General features: G+C 47.2%; 13 protein-coding genes. 9 read left to right on the plus strand and 4 right to left on the minus strand.

Translation table 11 applies throughout. The features are described 5' to 3' along the window. Positions 1–11: 11 nt before the first annotated feature. A complete protein-coding gene (locus GO755_RS31640) occupies positions 12–2,816 on the plus strand; it encodes an ABC transporter permease (RefSeq protein ID WP_157589444.1) in 2,805 nt (934 codons plus the stop codon). Between the two features lie 62 nt (positions 2,817–2,878). Here GO755_RS31640 and GO755_RS31645 read toward each other — a convergent pair whose 3' ends face one another. Continuing rightward, on the minus strand, positions 2,879–3,553 hold the full coding sequence (locus GO755_RS31645; protein ID WP_157589445.1) for a DUF6624 domain-containing protein: 675 nt from the start codon (positions 3,551–3,553) through the stop codon (positions 2,879–2,881). Positions 3,554–3,643: 90 nt separating this feature from the next. Here GO755_RS31645 and GO755_RS31650 point away from each other — a divergent pair, with 90 nt between their 5' ends. Both GO755_RS31650 and GO755_RS31655 read left to right on the plus strand, forming a co-directional pair. After that, positions 3,644–6,601, plus strand: a complete 2,958-nt coding sequence (locus GO755_RS31650; RefSeq protein ID WP_157589446.1) for a S9 family peptidase — start codon at positions 3,644–3,646, stop codon at positions 6,599–6,601. A 44-nt stretch (positions 6,602–6,645) separates the two neighbouring features. Next, a complete protein-coding gene (locus tag GO755_RS31655) occupies positions 6,646–7,035 on the plus strand; it encodes a pepsin/retropepsin-like aspartic protease family protein (RefSeq protein ID WP_157589447.1) in 390 nt (129 codons plus the stop codon). Positions 7,036–7,145: 110 nt separating this feature from the next. On the opposite strand, the gene GO755_RS31660 is transcribed toward GO755_RS31655, so the two are convergent. Beyond that, complete coding sequence (locus tag GO755_RS31660) at positions 7,146–9,773, minus strand: GH116 family glycosyl-hydrolase (protein WP_157589448.1); 2,628 nt, start codon at positions 9,771–9,773, stop codon at positions 7,146–7,148. Positions 9,774–9,956: 183 nt separating this feature from the next. Continuing rightward, complete coding sequence (locus GO755_RS31665) at positions 9,957–10,349, minus strand: DUF1573 domain-containing protein (RefSeq protein ID WP_157589449.1); 393 nt, start codon at positions 10,347–10,349, stop codon at positions 9,957–9,959. A 216-nt stretch (positions 10,350–10,565) separates the two neighbouring features. On the opposite strand from GO755_RS31665, the gene GO755_RS31670 reads away from it, so the two are divergent. From GO755_RS31670 to GO755_RS31680, 3 genes are all read left to right on the plus strand, one after another. Then, positions 10,566–11,891 carry a sensor histidine kinase gene (locus tag GO755_RS31670; protein ID WP_157589450.1) on the plus strand — a complete coding sequence of 442 codons (1,326 nt, stop codon included), beginning with the start codon at positions 10,566–10,568 and terminating at the stop codon, positions 11,889–11,891. Then, a complete protein-coding gene (locus GO755_RS31675) occupies positions 11,891–12,559 on the plus strand; it encodes a response regulator transcription factor (RefSeq protein ID WP_157589451.1) in 669 nt (222 codons plus the stop codon). The genes GO755_RS31670 and GO755_RS31675 overlap by 1 nt, the downstream gene beginning before the upstream one ends. A 96-nt stretch (positions 12,560–12,655) precedes the next feature. Further along, positions 12,656–13,795, plus strand: a complete 1,140-nt coding sequence (locus GO755_RS31680; protein WP_157589452.1) for a hypothetical protein — start codon at positions 12,656–12,658, stop codon at positions 13,793–13,795. Here GO755_RS31680 and GO755_RS31685 read toward each other — a convergent pair. Further along, on the minus strand, positions 13,758–14,957 hold the full coding sequence (locus GO755_RS31685) for an alpha/beta hydrolase family protein (RefSeq protein WP_157589453.1): 1,200 nt from the start codon (positions 14,955–14,957) through the stop codon (positions 13,758–13,760). The genes GO755_RS31680 and GO755_RS31685 overlap by 38 nt on opposite strands. Positions 14,958–15,395: 438 nt before the next feature. Between GO755_RS31685 and GO755_RS31690 the strand changes: the two genes are divergently transcribed. The 3 genes from GO755_RS31690 (at position 15,396) to glgX (ending at position 19,168) form a co-directional block, all read left to right on the plus strand. Continuing rightward, on the plus strand, positions 15,396–16,100 hold the full coding sequence (locus GO755_RS31690; protein WP_157589454.1) for an OmpA family protein: 705 nt from the start codon (positions 15,396–15,398) through the stop codon (positions 16,098–16,100). A gap of 349 nt (positions 16,101–16,449) precedes the next feature. Further along, a complete protein-coding gene (locus tag GO755_RS31695; RefSeq protein ID WP_157589455.1) occupies positions 16,450–16,905 on the plus strand; it encodes a ferritin-like domain-containing protein in 456 nt (151 codons plus the stop codon). Positions 16,906–17,038: 133 nt separating this feature from the next. After that, complete coding sequence (gene glgX / locus GO755_RS31700; protein WP_157589456.1) at positions 17,039–19,168, plus strand: glycogen debranching protein GlgX; 2,130 nt, start codon at positions 17,039–17,041, stop codon at positions 19,166–19,168. The last annotated feature ends 81 nt before the right edge of the window (positions 19,169–19,249 follow it).

A 19,249-nucleotide genomic window follows, 5' to 3' on the forward strand; every position in this document is an offset into this window, starting at 1 on the left:
CTTGGGGCACTATGAGACTAATTCTGACGATTGCCCGGTTCGAACTGTTTTATCACTTACGTCAACCTGCATTTTACCTGTTTGCGGTTCTTGTATTCGGGCAGGGAATCTGGTACTCAACCCAATTAACGGCGCTGTATTCGTATAGCGATCCTACGCTTACGGCTTATCTGATTTTAGCCTCACTGGGTGTGATGCTGGCAGTCGTAGCCGTTTTACTGGCCGGGCAATCACTGACAAAAGATCTGGATTACAAAACGACCGCCTATTTGTTTACGTTACCGATCACTAGCCGAATGCATTTCGCAGGACGGTTCCTTGGTACATATGGCACGGTATTGTTGATCGCGCTCTTCTATCCACTTGGGATGCTATTCTTCTCATCGGTTTTTACCAATTCTCCTCCATCAGGGATAGCTTTAGCCGATGGCTTTGTCCGATTAATTGCCCAAAATGTCTTTATAGCTGTTAGCCTGACGTTTTCGCTGACTGTATTTCTACGTAGTATTCGGGGCGCTTACATTAGCTTGTTTCTGGTCGTGCTCTATTTTCTCCTAACCGAGTCGAGCCTGAACCTTGTTGCCGATTCCGACCTATGGAAGCTACTGGACCCGTTTGGCGTAGGCATGGCGCGGGATTCTGTTGCAGATATGCCTTTTAGCGATGATCCTGATGGCTGGTTCGTCTACTCCGACATGTTTTTCATCAATCGGCTCTTATGGCTTGGGCTATCTTTGGGCCTGTTGGCCTATGCTGAACAGCACTTTTCATTCGACTCTTTTGCCAGTAAGAAATCAGAAAAATTGCTCGTTCCAGGCGCATCGATACAAACGCGACCAGTCTCACTAAATCTACCTTCAGTACAATCTCGCTTTGGCGGCTGGTTCGCCTGGAAAACTACCTGGCGATTGACAAAATTAGAATTTCTAAATCTGGTTCGTCAGCCTGTTTTTCCGATTTCGGTAGGGTTGCTGGTGCTACTGGCCATACTATTAGCAACAGTATTAAACATAAATCCTGATTTCCCCGAATTGCCTGTCACCTCACGAATGACCGCCCTTCGCATACCAGTAGGGTTATTTATTGGCCTGTTTTTACTGGTCATGACCAGCGAGCTGATTTTCAATGAGCGGACTGTCGGTTTCTGGCCTATTTTCGATGCGCTTCCACAGCCCAATTCCGTTTTATTATCAGCCAAATTATTGGCTATGGTCGGGGTTGCTGCTTTATTGACTTTTGCTCTTTTCCTGGCCGGAATTGTCGTGCAGTCAGGCAGTGGTTTCAGTGACATTGATTGGTATCGCTACGCTGATGATTTGCTGATAGATGGTTTTCTGAGGTATTGTCAACTCATAGCTCTTGGTGCCTTAGTAGCCGCATTAACGAACAACAGACTCATCAGCCATGTCGTTAATCTGCTCGTTTTTGCGGTATTGGCATTCCTTTATCAAGTTAACACAAATGAGCAGGCACTTTTTCTCTACAGTTTCCTACCAGGCTCAGTAACGTATTCTGACTTAACCGGTTTTGGCATACATACTTCCCTTCGGCCGCTTATTCAATGTATATGGTGGGGAGTTGCGGGGGTTTTTCTGTCCTCATTCTTTCTAACCTGGAATCGGGGCGTAGTGAATAATTTAGCTGAACGCGTTGGGCACTGGAGAAATCAATTTCGCTGGTCTTATCAGTTGGCCTTTCTGTTCTTTGGTATGCTACTAGGCTTATCAATCTGGCAAACCAGGCAACATCTTCTGACGTTACCAACTACCCAAACCATCCAGTACAAATCCCAAGACTTAGCAATCCGATCATTATCTGGCAAGCCAATTACGATTCATGTGCTACACCATCATCCCTATCAGGTTCAACACATGCTTCGTGCAGCAACAGTTGCTTTACACAAAGGCGAGCAATTATTTGGGCCCTACCCTTATGCTGATTTACACATTAAGGAAACACCAGTTGGCACAGTCGATGTATCGTCAAAACCTGGTCAAATTCTTATCTCCGAAAAACAAGGCTGGATCGCAGATAATCAGAAACCCGACAAACTTGATTACATCGATTACCTCATTGGACGGGAAGTATTTAAGCAGTGGCTGGTTCACCAACTAAAGCCCATTGAAAAGCCCGGAGATGGCTTTATCAAACAAGGTTTGGCAGAATATCTGGCCTTGCAGGGAGTTGCCAGACAATATGGTCCAGAGCGACTCCAACAACGACTTGAGCAACGGGCAACCTGGTATGCCCAAAGTCGACAACGTACGGATAAACCCGAACTACCTTTGCTTGAGTCGAGCGGCAACGATGCGGTCGAACGCGGGCGAGCCGCTCTTGCCCTAACTAGTATCGAGCAGGTTTGGGGTGATAAACCGCTTAGTTTTACGATCAGTCAGTTTTACCAAAAAGCCATTCAACAACCAACGTCTGCTACAGCAACGGCTTTTGCCGATGAGCTTTCCCGCGAGTTGCCCGATTCGTTAGATTACTTAAAAACCTACCTGAGTGAACAACTGTGGTTCGACTTTAAAATAGGGCGAGTCGCAAACTTGTCGAACGGATTAACAGTCGAGATCATTACGTCAAAGTGGCGCGTGACCAAAAATGGCCAGCGGCAAACAGTGCCTATTAATGATTATGTTCCACTTGCCGTTCTTGACCAGGACGGTCACAGAATCTACAGCCAACTGGTTCATCCAAACCCAGATGAGCGGTTTGTATCGCTTCCTACTTTGCCAAACGCCCGAAAAGTAATCGTAGATCCGTTAGGCGCCTGGCCCGAACCAAACAAACGCGACAACTACAAAATTTTCTAATTTTCCGACAGGATTTCTGGAGTCAAAAATCCTGTCTTATCCTGTTAATCCTGTCGGAAAATTTATAGCTCCAGAATATACAATTTCTTCGCGCTCTCCATGGTCAGTGAAGGATCGTAGGATGCATTCACCCGAACGGCATTCTCTGCGACAGTGAGCGGCAAACCGGCCTGTTTTCGACGTTGATTAACGCTTCGGTAATCTTCGATGGGCCACACAAAACAACGGGAAGCTAATGACGACCGGAGCTTCCGACAAGCAACCTGAGTACCATATATTTGCGGTTTCTGGGCATACATCAACGATCGGTCGAGCATCAAGGCATACTGATGAAACGGCAATTCACCTTCTTCAGCTGCTTTTTTAACGGCTGGCAAATAGTTATCCACCGTATGCGCGTGCTGAATGATGTAAAAAACGACCTGATTAGTTGGAACACCGACACTGGTCTTACCCGGATAGCCGTGTTGCTTCAGAATAAGGTCTGCTCGCTTCAGATTACTGGAATCAATTTTTATCTGCTCAGCCCAAAGTACACCGGCTAATTTAGTCCGATTAACCTTGTAGATGGTGGTCAAACTATCTGTTAATGGCTGATTATTACCCAGCTTAGTCAACCATATCCGGTTGCGCTGATCCAGCACATACATACTGTCTAACTCGTGTTTAAGCGAATTTATCGACTGTGCAAATGCCCCAATGGGTAGCAAACTAAATGCGAATAGTAGGAATCTCATGATTAATTGTAAGTAACAGACAAATTAACTAAGATCAGAATAAGGCTGTTTTATTTTCAGTAATTTAGTAGGTCTCAACTTTCCCCTTTTATGACTCGCTTCACTCAACTCTTACTCTGTTTTCTGTTCTCTTCCCCCATCTTTGCCCAGATCCAGAAACGTGCGCTCACGAGTGCCGATTATGATCGTTGGCAAAGTGTACGTACGGAAAAAATCTCAAACGATGGCCGCTGGATTGCCTACCAGATTGACCCCCAGGATGGCGACGGACGCCTGGAAGTATCTGCCAGTGGTGCGCCTACACACTACGTTTTTCCCCGTGGGTACATGGCCCAATTTACGCCTGACAGCAAATTTCTGGTGTTGCGCCTGAAAGTTCCGGTTATCGACGTTCGTAAGGCTAAACTCAAAAAAAGAAAGCCCGACGAGATGCCGAAAGATAGTCTCTTAGTGCTGAATTTATCGACTGGAAAGTCAACCAAATTACCGAATGTCAAATCGTTTTCGTTTGGGAAAGAGGCTGGTTCGTGGCTGGCTGTGGTTCAGGAGCGAAAAGACGATAAAGAAAGACCAGCTTCCAGACCAGTAGCGCAGGCGCAGAAAGATACGCTCAATCCGGCACCACCTATTTCTACAACAACTGTAGCTACCCGAAAAGGCCCGGCGAAAAAGCCTAAAGGTGACGATCTGACGCTGCTAAACATGGCTGATGGCTCCCGTAAAACAGTCCATTATGTGTCAAATGCGGTCGTATCTGATAACGGTCAGGCCGTATTTTACAGTAAAGAGTCGGCCAATGACTCATTGAAAACGGGCGAATCAAGCATTCCGGGCGTGTTTCTGTTCAGTACAACTGATGGTAAAACGATGCTTGTGGATACGAGTTCAAAACGAAAAATTTATAAAGGATTAGCGGTCGACAAAGTTGGTCAACAACTGGCCTGGATGGCGTCGGCCGATAGCGCAGGAGCAGACGTAAAAGTGTTTTCGCTCTACTACAAAAATCTGGCGCCAGCCATCGTAGCAAAAGGGAAAAAGGCTAAAACACCTGTAGCCGAAACTCCATTTACCGTAATTGCCGATACAACCGTCAAAGCGCTTCCCAAAGGCTGGTCGGTAAACGAGTACCGCGAACCGAAATTCGCTGATGATGGCAAACGGCTTTACTTCTCAACCTCGCCTATTCCGCCCAAGCCAACAAAGGACACGCTCACTCCCGACGACGAAAAAGTACGCATGGACATCTGGACCTGGACCGACACTCGCCTGCAACCCATGCAGCAACGACGGCTCAAGGAAGAAAAGGAACGCGGTTTCCTGACTGTCTATGACCTGGCGTCCGGCAAGATTATCCCCTTAGCCAACCGGGAAATTCCAACGGTAGCTTTCGACCCTAAAGTCAATACACGTTATGTATTGGGGTTGAGTGATTTGCCTTATCAGGTACAGGCATCGTGGGACCCTGGCCACACAGACTTGTATCTAATCGATACGCAAACGGGCGAGAAAAAGCGAATCGCTAATGATATTATGGCATCGCAACCGAAACTATCGCCCGAAGGAAAATATGCTTACTGGTTCGATGAGCGTGATTCGCTCTGGCGGGCATGGTCGGTGATGGATGGCAAACGCATTGATCTGACCCGTGGGCTACCCAGCAAATTTTTCGATGAAGAGCACGATACCCCAAACCTTCCCGGTGCCTATGGGGCGGCTGGCTGGACAACCGGCGACCGGTATGTGTGGCTTTATGACCGTTACGATATCTGGCAGGTTGATCCTACTGGACGCGAGAAACCGCTCAATCTGACCGCAGGCTGGGGGCGAAAAAACAACGTCCGGCTCCGCCGTGCTGAATTGGACAATGAAGATGATGACGCCCCTGGTCGACGGGGTGGTTCGATCGAAAAAGGAATCGATCCCAAAACCGAATTATTCCTGACCGGCATCTGGGAAAGCGACAAATCGACCGGAATTCTGAAAAGCAAGAATGGGCTTTCGGCGATGGACCCGGCAACCCTGAATCGTAGTAATCATCGCTACTTCGGGTTGAACAAGGCGAAAAACGCGTCGACCATGACGTTTTACAAGGGCAATTATCAGGAGCCGATCAACCTCTTTGTAACCGATACAACCTTGGCTGCGCCGAAGCAGTTGACCCGTGCGAATCCGCAACAGGACAGCATTCGTTGGGGAAGCGTGGAAATCGTAAACTGGATTGGTACCAATGGCATCAAACTCGAAGGGTTACTCTTCAAACCCGAAGGCTTTGATCCGAAGAAGAAGTACCCAATGCTGACGTATTTCTACGAGCGCAATGCCGAAACCTTAAACGATTATCGGGCTCCATCACCCAGCCGATCAACAATAAACGTACCCTATTGTGTTTCCAACGGCTATCTCGTCTTCATTCCAGATATTGTTTATACGACAGGTCAGCCTGGCCCAAATGCCTATGACTGTATCGTGCCGGGTGTATTAAGTTTACTGGACAAAGGGTTCGTCGATCGCGACCGATTGGGCATTCAGGGGCAAAGCTGGGGAGGTTACCAAACGGCGTATATCATTACTCGTACAAATCTGTTCCGGGCTGCCGAAGCGGGCGCTCCTGTTGCTAACATGACGTCGGCCTATGGTGGAATTCGCTGGGAAACGGGTATTAGCCGGGCGTTCCAGTACGAAAAAACGCAAAGCCGAATTGGGGGTACACTCTGGGACAAACCCATGAATTACATCGAGAATTCACCACTTTTCTTTGCGAACCGAATTCAGACGCCCCTCATGATGACGCATAATGACGCCGACGGAGCCGTTCCCTGGTATCAGGGCATTGAGCTGTTTTCAGCACTTCGTCGCCTGAACAAACCTGTTTGGATGCTGGTCTACAATGGTGAAGGCCATAACCTGACGCAACGACACAATGCGAAAGATTTGAGCGTTCGGCTGTACCAATTCTTTGATTACTACCTCAAAGACGCACCTATGCCGATCTGGATGAAAGAAGGGCGATCTGCGGTCGAGAAAGACCGGGGCGAAATGAAGTATTGATTTGCGTAGGGCTTTATGTAACTTTACTCAAACAATCCGCCGACATGTTCATAAGTAAGCTGCTACTGTACGTAGGCTCTCAGGGAGAGAAACATTTATATACGCTATTTGATAGTGGGCGGTGCGCCGTTGCGACTAATTTGTCCTGCATCAACCCAGAGCACGTACCAGATTTAGCTCATTTGGAAAGTTTAGGCCGTATACGGCGTGTAGCTACCGCTGCGGTAGGGCATTATATTGAAATCAGACATGTCGTCCGGTTAGATTTTTATCTACAGGATGTTCTGCTCTCTGATGAATTCCTAGTCGTACCCGATTTAAGTGAAGAAGCTATTATCGGCGCTGCCACGATGCAGAAATGGCGAATAAAGCTTGATTTTGAGCATGATACGGTTCACGTTGACCCCAAAGTGGCAAAAATGCAATTGATTTAGAGATTAGATTGTACCCATGGGCTTCAGCCCGTGTTTTATCTGGATTATAAAACACGGGCTGAAGCCCATGGGTACAACATAACCACTTAATACAATCAGTTATTAAGTGGTTATCGATTTGAACTCTGTTCGTTTATAGTGAAGTTGACCGTTTTTCCTTCTGCCAGTTCCTGTCGTTTCGGGAATGTGTAGTTTCCGCCAGCCTGAACTGTAAATGTACGAAGCCCTATTTTTCCGTTCAGTACAGTTAATGCAACGTTCGTTTTCGTTCCTGTCCGGCTTACAGAACAAGTTCCCCAAGCCGAGCCATTTGACCAGAAATAAGTGCCTGGCTTTGAGGTGATGGTCATGCTTTCCGTTACGCCTGAATAATGAAACTGACTCCAGGCTAATATAGTATTCCAACTGGTCATTGAACGGGCGTAATGATAACCACATTCAGGTTCGTTGAATGGGTTCCGCTTGCGACCATCGAACCGATCCCGAATAGCCGAAACGCATTTGAGTGCATTCTCTGTTTGGCCTTCATACAACATCCCCACCGCAGCGCAATATTCAAAACCCGTCATCGACTCGGCAAAATAGGGGAACGGTACTTTCAGGCGTCCTTTGGGCCAACTCGCCATGAGCAGTCCAGCTTCATCGCCCATCACGTACGAACGCATGTTATTAAAATGATCAGAGAAGTTGTCGAGGTAATTGTACTTCATAATGCTTTGCAGCGTAGTCTGGATGTGATCCCGATCGGCCAGATAGCCCAGTCCCACCATGTGCGCCATCATCTGACCAACAAGCTGATCAACCAAACAGCCTTTTCCTAATTGATAATCCGGTACGGCAACGGTTGAATCGTGCTCCCAGTTGAGAAAATCAAACGTCTTAGGGTCCGTAATTTTATGTTCGTAGTATTCGCCATTAAATAAATTCTGATCTATCCAGGTGCTCCCTTTCTTCGCTAAAGCATCACACTTTTGAGCCAATTCAGAATCATTCATAGCGATGGCCATTTCGCGACCCGCTTTCAGCGCACCCAGGTACCAGAAACTCATTTGGGGATTGGGACCGAAATAATCGACATCCATGGTGTTGTGCTGTCGCCCTTCCATCACGCCATCCTGATTGCCATCCCAACCTCCTTTTATCCAGGTGTAGCTCAGTACTTTTTTCACCTGCGGCCAATTCTTTTTCAGGAATTCCTGATTGCCGGATAACTGCCAATCGCGGTAAAATTTCAGAATTGTACCCATTTGCCCATCAGCTGCGGCATTCTTCCATTCCTGCGCTTTTTCCAGTGGAAGCATGACCCGAAAGCTCATCTTACCGGTTTCATTGGTCGCGTAATTGAATTCGATATCCCGCATGGACTGTGACAAATCAGAAAACAAAAAAGCCGTTGCCTGCTCATAATTCCAGACATGTGTACAAGAGCCGAAACAGGAGCCAAATTCATCGAAAACACCCTCCCACCCCATCAGGTGCCCGCTGGGAATTCGAAAAACCGTTTGAGAACGTAACGTGGCCAGGTTAAATAAGGCCGCTTCCTTAATCACATCTGGATAATCGCTTTGTAGAAATGCATTGACGAACTGGAGCGTTTTCTGTTCCAGAACCGGTAACCGAGGTAACGTTTTTACAATCACATCCCAGGCATCAGCATATTGCTTTGAATAATAATTGCCCACAGCCGGTTGATCCGCTTTCGTTGAAAACGAGGCCCAGGCCGCCCGATTCGGGAAATTCCAGGTAATGAAAAATGTAAATGTCTGCGTCTGACCAGGAGCAATGGTTTTCTGCACAGCCAACGAGGCCAGCGGATCATCATCGACTAGTTTGCTCTTTTCTGTCAAGGTACCATCAGCACTAAAATCGTCCCAGAAATCAAGCATGGCATTTTCCCAATCGTTAGAACGAGAACTGGTTCGGTAGCTCACGCCTGTCGTGCTATTCGTTGTGAGAGCCATTGTTCCCCAGGCCGCATCCTGGCGGTTTACGCTATCCGAATACATGAAAATACCCTGCACATCACCTTGTCGTTTGTAGTTATTGATGTTTTTCTTAGCCCCAATAGGAACATAGTCACCTTTCCAGTCTTTGAGGTATTTACTCCCATCCTTTCCAATGAAATTCCGCATTAATCCACATACCGAGACAACCAGTGGCTCCTGACCCGTATTGCTTACCTCGTAAGCCAGTACGGCAATGGGAATCCCGCTATTATCGGCATCGCCCGGAATAAATGGATTGAAGCCTTTCACTTTTACCGTAACAGGCATTCGCTTATCCGACAAATTAACTTGTCCAAAAGGGTAGGCCGCGTCGAACGAAGCATCGGTGAAGCGAGGAAAACCGTGCTGATTCACCGGGCGTCCTTCGTAGTGCTGAAATTCGGACGGGTCTAGTGGTCCGAGCAAAGCCTTTGTCATGGCTTTACCTTGAGCAGGCCGCACATTGATTGCAAAAAAGGGAGCGTTGTTCCCAACGGTAACCGTGCTGAATCCTTTAGCCGGTTTGTTCATTATCTCCCAATCACGCAGTTCACCCCGCCCACCCAGCGAAACAGTCCCCGTACCGATTCCACCTAAAGGAAGGGCGATGTGTACCAAATGATCTTTATCATAATGCTTCAGGGTTGGCCAGGCACTGGGTTTCCATTGCGCAAAACAGGCTTGTGTTATCAGAAACAGGAAGCAAAGCAAATAGAGGATTGATAGGCGAAATTGGCAGGTAATATTGTTCATAAAGGGCTTCGTTTTTAGTAGGCGGCATTGTCATAGATCGGTACGACCCCGATGGGGTCAAATGTTTATAGAATCGATTTTGACTATAAACGTTTGACCCCATCGGGGTCGTACCAATCTATCAACGAGTTCAATGCTACTTACTAAAAGCGAAGCCCCAGTCAATAATTACTCCTTCTTTCTCTATTGAGCTGCCACGCCTTCTTTCACTACTTCACCTTTAAAATACAACATCTGAGTACCTCCTTCGGCATTCGATTCAACCGTTACCGATTTATTGAACGCCCCTAACGCTGCGGCATTAAAGGTAGCCTTGATCACACCCGACTGGCCAGGCATAACGGGAGTTTTTGGGTACTCAACACCAGTACATCCGCAGGAGCCTTTGGCCTGATTGATCACAAGTGGTAACTCTCCTTTGTTGATAAATGAAAACTCCGCAGTAACGGGCTTATTCTGAATAACGCGGCCAAAATCATGGGTGGCGCTACGCCAGTTGAATATAGCAGCAGGTACGGTCATGGCCATCGAGGCCGTCAGCAACACCAACGAGCTAAAGAACAGAATGCGTTTCATAGAAAAAATGGTTTGAGATGGTTTATCCTATTGCCCACTCGGGCGACGATACAAACCTACTTCGCCCACTACGATAGCCTTGTTAAGCGCTTCCTAACGTTTGTTAATGAGTTGTTAACGAGGAGTAGATAAGCGAAAGAGTGGTTGAGTGATTGAACGAATAACACGTACTTTACAGTCATTCAATTGCTCATTCACTCTTTCGCTCATTAAGAAATGTCCCGTTTGCGCCTGTTGGTTGTTCTCTCGGTGCTGTCCATTATCGGTATCCTGGCTGTGCAGGCGGTTTGGGTTCGGAATGCCTATGCGCTACGTGAACGACAATTTCGGCAGTCGGCGTTTATTGCCCTGCAGGATGTGGCTGATGACGTTGCGAAACTCAATAACTTCACGCTCAATCGGTATGCTGTTACGCAACTCTCCGCCGATTATTTCATCGTCAATACCGACGCTCCTATTGATCCGGCTACGCTCGAACTGTTCATTCAACGATCACTACAGCAGCACAACCTCATCACCGACTATGAATATGGTATTTACAACTGCGAAACCGACCGCATGGTCTATGGCGCGTATGTGAGCACAAGCAATTCGGCGCTGGCAAAAACCAAACTCCAGGCGGGAAAGAACCTGCCTAAATTCCCACGATATACCTATTATTTCGGTATTCGATTTCCGAATCAAACGGCATTTGTAGCGGGGCAATTAAGTGGCTGGCTGTGGTCTACGGTGGCCGTACTTTTGGTGGTCAGTTTTTTTGGCTACACACTGAGTGTTGTCCTGAAACAGCGTCGGTTAACTGAGGTGCAGCGCGACTTTATCAATAATATCACTCACGAGCTACAAACACCCGTTTCAACCATCCGCATTGCCGCCGATGTGCTTCAATCTGAGACTATTACCCAACAACCCGATCGGCAGAAACAATATGCCCGTGTTTTAGGCGAAGAAAGCCAGCGATTGCAAAAGCAGATCAACAGTATTCTGCAACTAGCCCGCTCCGAACGTACCGGATTTGTTCTTGAATTAACCGACGTGGATCTACACGAGGTTATGCATGCCTCTGCCAGTGCCTTTGCTCCTATCATTACACTCGACCTGACTGCAACGAATGCCCACCTACAGGCCGATCGCTACCAGCTCGAAACGGCTCTGAACAATTTGATTGATAATGCCATCAAATACTGTGTTCAATCGCCTTGTGTAGTGCTTCACACACGAACGGAAAACAACCGATTGATCTGGTCGGTAAGCGATAACGGAATTGGCATTGCCCCTAAAGACCAAAAGGCTGTTTTTCGGCAGTTTTTCCGGGTAACGTCGGGACATACGCACAACGTTAAGGGCTTTGGACTTGGCCTATATTATGTTCGGCAGGTAATTCGTGCCCATGGCTGGCAGTTGACGCTTACCAGTGAGGCAGGCAAAGGCAGCACATTTGCGATAAAGAGTGAACGATTGCAAGAGCGAAAGAGCGTTCTAACTAGTAATTCACTCTGGTCGTCGGTTCATTCACTCATCCATTCACTCATTCACCTTTAATGTCTGCTCACATTCTTTTTGTTGAGGACGATGTTAACCTTGGGTTCGTAATTCGGGATACGCTCGAAAACGTTCCTTTTCAAGTTACTCATTGCACCAATGGGCCTGATGCCTGGGCTACGTTTCAGGCGAAGTCGTTCGATCTATGTTTGCTGGATGTGATGTTGCCCCAAAGCGACGGTTTTACATTGGCGCGGCAAATTCGTTCTGTCAATACCCAGGTCCCTATTTTATTTCTGAGTGCCCTAGCGAATAGGGACGACCGCTTGCAGGGCCTACGCCTGGGAGCCGACGATTACCTGACAAAACCCTTCAGTATTGAAGAATTGATTTTAAAAATCAATGTTTTTCTCCGCCGAACGACTCCCGCTACCAACCGTCAGCAAATCAGTCATACGGTTCTCAATCGTCAGAATCTCACCCTCACGGTAAATGGAGAAACGCAGACCCTCACCCATCGCGAAGCCGACGTAATCGCTTATTTCCTCGACCGACCCAACACACTCGTTCGACGCGAGGAACTACTGCGCGCTGTCTGGGGCGACGATGATTATTTTATGGGACGTAGTCTCGATGTATTCATTTCCCGGCTCCGAAAACGAATTGCCCAGGACCCAACCATCCGAATAGAAAATGTTCACGGCGTAGGGTTCGTTTTGCGGCAGTAATCTGCGAAGTTTGTGGGTTCAAAACCGCAGGATAAATGGTCTGGTGTGCAGGACCATCTATATCGTTTATTTTGCGCCCAACTCCGACAAGCGAACATGATTTTCAGATATTGTACCATTGCGTTAACTGCGCTATTCCTCACTTTTGGCTGCAAAACGGCTAAACTTCCAGCCAATACAACCAGTATACCTACGGCGACAATTACTGAGGAGGGTTTTCTGAACTGCTTCGCAGCCGGAACTTCATTGAATGGGCAAGCTGTCTGGTGCGAAGCTTCAGCCGTGGTATTCGATGGTAAAAATCTGATCTTCGCCAACGATAAGGACATGCCTGCAGGCCAGAGTCCGGTATTTATGAAAACGCTCGCAACGCTGGCCGATTCGACCCAATCACCGACGTATCTGACACAACCTACGTTTTCAGCTACTCGAAAATACGAAGACTTTGCCCAGACTCCAGATCGGAAATTCATCCTGCTAACCACCGCCTTCGACCGCGTAAAACCCGGTAGCCACGATTGGGATAGCTACAATACCATTCTTTACTGGCGAAGTGGTGATGAACAACATCCGCGTGTGCTGGCTCCTGATGATACCAGTCGCAATTCAATGGCCTATCGTCATCAAATTGCACGGGTGTTGGCTACGAGTGAATTCCCCGGCGAAATCCCTTATTTCAAGATCGAAGGACTGGCTGCCACCGATCGCCAGCTCTTATTTGGTATTCGGGAGGCAGGCAAATCGTACGAGAGCTTTACCTATCAGGCAAAAATTATTGGTGTGTCATATCGTATTGAAAAAAACGGCGATACCGAGCGAATTCGGTTACTAGACGACTGGAAACTCATCAACGATTTCGACATTGCTAAAGCCGATTCCACCTTACCGAAACCACTCGCTCTGTCGAGCCTGGAATATGATCCATTTCAGAAACGGTTCTGGATGCTTACTTCTCAGGAAGCCAACGGGAAACTGGATGCTTACCTCTGGACAGCCACATCAGATGAGTTATATGCCAACAAACCGTTCACACTCATTCGCGATACCAAGGGCCAGCCGGTACATACGCCCGGCCATAAAGCCGAAGATCTGACGCCGTTGGACGCTAATCGGCTCCTGCTTATCTCCGACGACGACCGCGCCCGCACAACCATTGGTTCACAAACACGGCAACCTAATCAGGCGGCCTATACGATCCTTACTGTATCGAGCCAAAGAAATCGTATGTCCCAGTAATGAAGCCGATGATTCCTGTCTCGTGCGTAGCCCCTTTGATTGGAATCAGGGTTACGTTCGCGGCTCCCCGTTTTTGCATCGCGTCGTAGGCATTCTGAGAATTCAGGAATGACACGATCTCATCGGCATCTCCATGATAAAGCCGGGTTGGCGTAACGGGTTTCCAGTCATGAATATCATTGTCCTGAACAGCAACCAGAAAAGCTTTATCGGTGCCGTCGTTGATGCCTTGCTTGAAGCTATCCGAAAAGGCTTGATTGAGGCTTACGTTAATAGAAGCACCTAGGCCCTGCGTCGTAAGTTGAGTAGTATAGGGCTCTTTGAAGTAGGCAGACGCGGGTCGATTCAGCTTATAAATCCGATCGTAGGTTTGTAATACCCAGATATAAAGCCGATTGATATAATCGACGCCACTCGTTTTTTCGTTGATGATTTGCTTCATGAAAGCCGGTTTATCGTAAGCACCAGCCCCGCAACTCGACGCTACCAGATTAAATTCATTGCTGGTTTCTTCCTCTATTTTCTTCTGTAGCGATAAGGTCGCATATCCCCCTTCTGAATAACCAGCAATGAACAGGCGTTTGTCCCAATTGGTACCCTGGTCGCTCAGAAAATCGCGGGTGGCGCGTAGCATATCGAGCGAAGCTGTAGCTAAGCCATTGCGTTGCTCATAGGTATGCGGCAGGTCTTTTGAGGCCCCATAGCCAATATAGTCCGGAGCGGCAATGATATAACCCTGGGAGGCAAACACGGACCCAAACGAATAGGCCTCGCTGCCCGTACCGAAATTCGATGGCGCATCATTCTCACTCGTAATGGTTCCGTGCTGCATACTCAACAGGGGTACCGCCGTTGTAACAGTTGGAATAATGAGCGCACCAGACGCCTTAATTGAAGTACCATCCGTATTCGTCGTGGTGTATTCTAACCGATACGCTTTAATACCGTAACGGATAAACAACTGAAGTGCTGTATTCGCACCACTAAACCGACTACGGAGTTGATCTGTCGTATACTCCCCAATCAGCGTACTCTTGACTAAAGTCCGGGGCACAACAGGGACAACAGAATCGCCATTCCCCGATGTTTTACAACCCACCGGTGCAACAAGCAGCATGCCTCCGATAAGCAGTAGCGCAACGAATGATTTGATTGTTAACATGTAATTCGATAAGACAATGGATAAGTTACCATTCTAACGTTTATAAAGACATTTTCGTTTGTCTACCGTCTTCAACATAAGGGAAATATACTCTAATTAATCAACTGGATATAAGCCACTTATACACAATCTCAACTACACTTCTTAGTAGTGATACGTTAAAATGATAACCGGATAAGTGTCATTAGATTTCCCCAATCAATGAAGTTTCCCATTTCTGTAGAACCCATTCCACAACAATAGGCATCTTGCTTCCCGATTACTCTATCAAATTAGTTGTCTTAAAAATTATTTACATTAATTCCTGACAATCCTTTCATTATTTAATCAACTAACTATCAAATAGTTAATCTAACAATAAGGCCATCATTTTATATACTCACTTAAACTGGTACAGGGTTTGGGTATCTATAGGCAATACCAAATATTCACAACGCTATGAATTATCAATGGAAATCAGTCGGAACGAAGTCGCTTGCGCTTCTGATGACTGTTAGCCTTTTGACAGGTAATCTGTCAATTGCTCAGAAAAAGAATTTGAACAAAACCCAAAAGGGAGCTATAGTTGGTGCCAGTGGTGGAGCCGTATTAGGCGCAATGCTTGGTAAAACAAAAGGCAATACAGCACTGGGAGCTATTTTGGGCGCAACAGTTGGTGGAGCAGCCGGCGCTGTAATCGGTCGGCGAATGGACAAACGGGCTGAAGAAATTAAACGCCAAATGCCCGATGCTCAGGTAGAACGAGTTGGAGAAGGTATTAAAGTTAGTCTGGGTTCTGACATCCTGTTCGACACAGACTCTTATGCCTTGAAATCGTCCACTCGGCAACAGCTGATCAACTTCTCACAAACCCTAAATAAAGAAGAAGATACCGACATTCTTGTCGAGGGACACGCAGATGCTACAGGTTCGGCAGAACATAATCTAGCTTTATCTAAGCAACGTGCCGATGCCGTTGCCAGCTTCCTGGAACGTCAGGGTGTGAAAACGTCTCGTGTTGATGAGAAAGGCTACGGTGAAGCACAGCCAATTGCCGATAATGCTACAGCAGCTGGCCGTCAAAAAAACCGTAGAGTCGATATAGCCGTATTTGCTAATAAACAAATGCAAAAGGATGCTAAAAATGGCAAACTAGGGGAGTAAAGACCGTTCAGTTGGTTAAGCAAACTATGCTTAACCAACTGATTTCTTCCTCTTCACCCCATTACCTAATTATATACCATGAATAGTCCCACAAACGGCAACGAATTGAGTTGGTTAAGTTGGGGCTACAAGGGCAGAGCTGAAGGTAGGATCGTCGAAGTTCACCAAGAAGATAATGAACTGTTCAAGGTACTATCGTCAACGCCCAGGCTCTGCCGATGATTACATGCTTATGAAAGGGCATGATCTTACCAAAAAGCAATTACTGATTACTATACTTTCTGATTTGCTCAACTCGAAACGTTATGAACTTTTCCATCCTAATTAACACAACAAATCCAACAACGTTATGAATGTAAAAGTAACCCGAGGTGAAATCCTCGATCAACTAAGCCAACTGTTGACCCTCAGCCATGATGCCGAAAAAGGCTATCAGGAAGCGTCTGAGAATGTAGACGATAAGGAATTAAAAACACTGCTCCTGGCGCAGTCACGCCAGCGGGCTGAGTTTGCACAGGAATTGGATCGTGAGATACGGACACTGGGTGGAGAACCCGATAATGGCACCAGCATAGCCGCTGATTTACACCGTGCCTGGATTAACATCAAATCAACGTTTTCCACCAATGATGATAAAGCTGTTGTACAGGAATGCCATAGGGGAGATCAGGAAGCCCTGAATACCTATAACTCCGTACTTCAGGAAACAGACTTAGCAGCCAGTACGCGCGAGTTGCTGCTTCGCCAGAAGCAGAGTATCGACTCGGCCAATTCAACAATGGCTCGTCTGGCCTTGGTAGTGTAGTGAATGGTGGGATTGGAAAGCCTGCTCCCATTGGGGGTAGGCTTTTTTGTGTCCTTTCCTCATTAAAACATTCGTATCCTACAGGGTGTTAATTTACCAAAGTGAACCTACGTATTCCTACACAAAACACGTTATGAGTAAACAGTCTAATGCAAATTCGTTTTCTGAATCAATCCAATCCAAACCAGGTAAACCTTATCCACTGGGTGCCACGTATGATGGCCAGGGTGTTAACTTCACCCTGTTCAGCGAAAACGCCACCGCCGTTTATCTATGTCTTTACGACTCCGCTGATCCCAGTCACGAAACCGCTCGAATCCCGCTTGCAGAGCGCACAGACTTAGTCTGGCATATTTATCTCGATGGGTTGCAGCCCGGTCAACTCTATGGTTTTCGGGTTGATGGTTCTTATGAACCACAGGCAGGTCATTTTTTTAATCCGAACAAGCTCCTGCTTGATCCCTATGCCAAGGCCATCAATGCACCGGTTAACCACCAGGATTCCTGGCTGGCCTACGATTATAAAAAACCAACATCGAGTGAAGACGGTTCTGACGAGTATTTAGTGATGAGTCAGGAAGATAGTGGCCCTACCATGCCCAAAAGCGTGGTTGTCGATACCGCTTTCGATTGGGAAGATGATACCGCTCCAGCAATCCCATTACATCGTTCCATTATTTACGAAATGCATGTAAAGGGGTTAACGCATCTCCATCCAACCATCGATGAAGCCATTCGGGGTACGTATGCTGGATTAGGTACACCAGAAGTAACGGATTATCTCAAGAAACTAGGTGTTACAGCCGTAGAGCTTTTGCCCGTTCATCAATTTACAGACGAAAGTTACTGGGGCTATAATAGCATCGGTTTCTTCGCTCCCCAAAACACCTATTCATCATCCGGGATGGCGGGCCAACAGGTTGTTGAATTCAAGCAGATGGTCAAGAACCTGCACAAGGCAGGTATTGAGGTGATTCTGGATGTTGTCTATAACCACACTGCCGAAGGCAACCAATTAGGGCCTTTACTCTCGTTTAAGGGCATTGACAATCGAATTTATTATCATCAGGTTGGCGATAGTCCTGAATATTACATGGACTATACCGGCACGGGTAATACGTTTAACCTGAGTCATCCGCGCGTATTGCAGTTGGTTATGGATAGCCTGCGCTATTGGGTAACGGACATGCACGTCGATGGTTTCCGGTTCGATTTAGCCTCGGCCTTGATTCGTACCGACGAAGAGTTTGGCAGCGTCTCGTCATTCCTGGATACAGTAGCGCAAGACCCGATTCTGGCGCAGGTAAAACTTATTGCCGAACCCTGGGATATACAATCGTATCATGTGGGTGGTTTTCCCGTACGCTGGTCTGAGTGGAATGGAAAGTATCGGGATACGCTTCGGGGCTTCTGGAAAGGCGACGATGGCAAGGCCGCTGAAACAGCTACTCGTTTACTAGGCAGCCCTGATTTATATGCCGCTGATGGTCGATCGCCAGGCAATAGCGTCAATCTGATCACGGCTCACGATGGTTTCACACTCAATGACCTGGTCAGTTATAACGACAAACACAATGAAGCTAATGGCGAAGATAACCGCGATGGCTCCAACGATAATATGAGTTGGAACTGTGGAGCCGAAGGCCCAACCGATGATCCGGCCATTAATGACCTTCGCGAGCGTCAGAAACGTAATTTTCTGGCAACAATGCTACTCAGCCAGGGGACGCCCATGATCGTGATGGGCGATGAGTGTGGTCGAACCCAGCATGGCAACAATAATGGCTACAATCAGGATAGTGAGATTAGCTGGATGGATTGGCACTGGAACGAGAAGCAACAAGCCTTGTTTGAGTTTACAAGCCAACTTACAGCCCTCCGTCAGGCGATTCCCCTTTTGAGTCGACGCCGTTTTTTTGGTAGCGAACAAGTAGCCTATCTGCTTGCAGATGGGGGGGAAATGACGGCTGATGACCTTAACAACCCCAATACACACTGTCTGGCTCTTTTCATTGATGGCCTCCGCGTATCGGAACAAACCGAAGACGGTCAGGATATTGGCGATGAACAGCTAATCTGGATTTTGAATGCCTACTGGGAAGATATTCCGTTTATGCTCCCGAAAATTGGCCGGAAAAGCTCATCCTGGGAAGTTGTCGTCGATACGTTTGCCGGGCAAGTCAATCCTAACAGTACGCCAACGCAAGGAGGTAAGCCCTTCACGGTACCGGCTCGTTCATCGATACTCCTGCGACTGAAATAATCATAATGCGTGAATGTGCAAATGAGTGACTGAATGAATAGGTTTTGCGACAGCTATTCACTCAATCACTCATTTGCACAT

Source organism: Spirosoma arboris (genome assembly GCF_009754945.1).
GTDB lineage: Bacteria > Bacteroidota > Bacteroidia > Cytophagales > Spirosomataceae > Spirosoma > Spirosoma arboris.

Bases quoted from the DNA above. Each gene is read 5' to 3' on its own strand.
- GO755_RS31640 (WP_157589444.1), top strand. From the start codon at position 12: ATGAGACTAATTCTGACGATTGCCCGGTTCGAACTGTTTTATCACTTA.
- GO755_RS31645 (WP_157589445.1), bottom strand. From the start codon at position 3,553: ATGAGATTCCTACTATTCGCATTTAGTTTGCTACCCATTGGGGCATTT.
- GO755_RS31650 (WP_157589446.1), top strand. From the start codon at position 3,644: ATGACTCGCTTCACTCAACTCTTACTCTGTTTTCTGTTCTCTTCCCCC.
- GO755_RS31655 (WP_157589447.1), top strand. From the start codon at position 6,646: ATGTTCATAAGTAAGCTGCTACTGTACGTAGGCTCTCAGGGAGAGAAA.
- GO755_RS31660 (WP_157589448.1), bottom strand. From the start codon at position 9,773: ATGAACAATATTACCTGCCAATTTCGCCTATCAATCCTCTATTTGCTT.
- GO755_RS31665 (WP_157589449.1), bottom strand. From the start codon at position 10,349: ATGAAACGCATTCTGTTCTTTAGCTCGTTGGTGTTGCTGACGGCCTCG.
- GO755_RS31670 (WP_157589450.1), top strand. From the start codon at position 10,566: ATGTCCCGTTTGCGCCTGTTGGTTGTTCTCTCGGTGCTGTCCATTATC.
- GO755_RS31675 (WP_157589451.1), top strand. From the start codon at position 11,891: ATGTCTGCTCACATTCTTTTTGTTGAGGACGATGTTAACCTTGGGTTC.
- GO755_RS31680 (WP_157589452.1), top strand. From the start codon at position 12,656: ATGATTTTCAGATATTGTACCATTGCGTTAACTGCGCTATTCCTCACT.
- GO755_RS31685 (WP_157589453.1), bottom strand. From the start codon at position 14,957: ATGTTAACAATCAAATCATTCGTTGCGCTACTGCTTATCGGAGGCATG.
- GO755_RS31690 (WP_157589454.1), top strand. From the start codon at position 15,396: ATGAATTATCAATGGAAATCAGTCGGAACGAAGTCGCTTGCGCTTCTG.
- GO755_RS31695 (WP_157589455.1), top strand. From the start codon at position 16,450: ATGAATGTAAAAGTAACCCGAGGTGAAATCCTCGATCAACTAAGCCAA.
- glgX (WP_157589456.1), top strand. From the start codon at position 17,039: ATGAGTAAACAGTCTAATGCAAATTCGTTTTCTGAATCAATCCAATCC.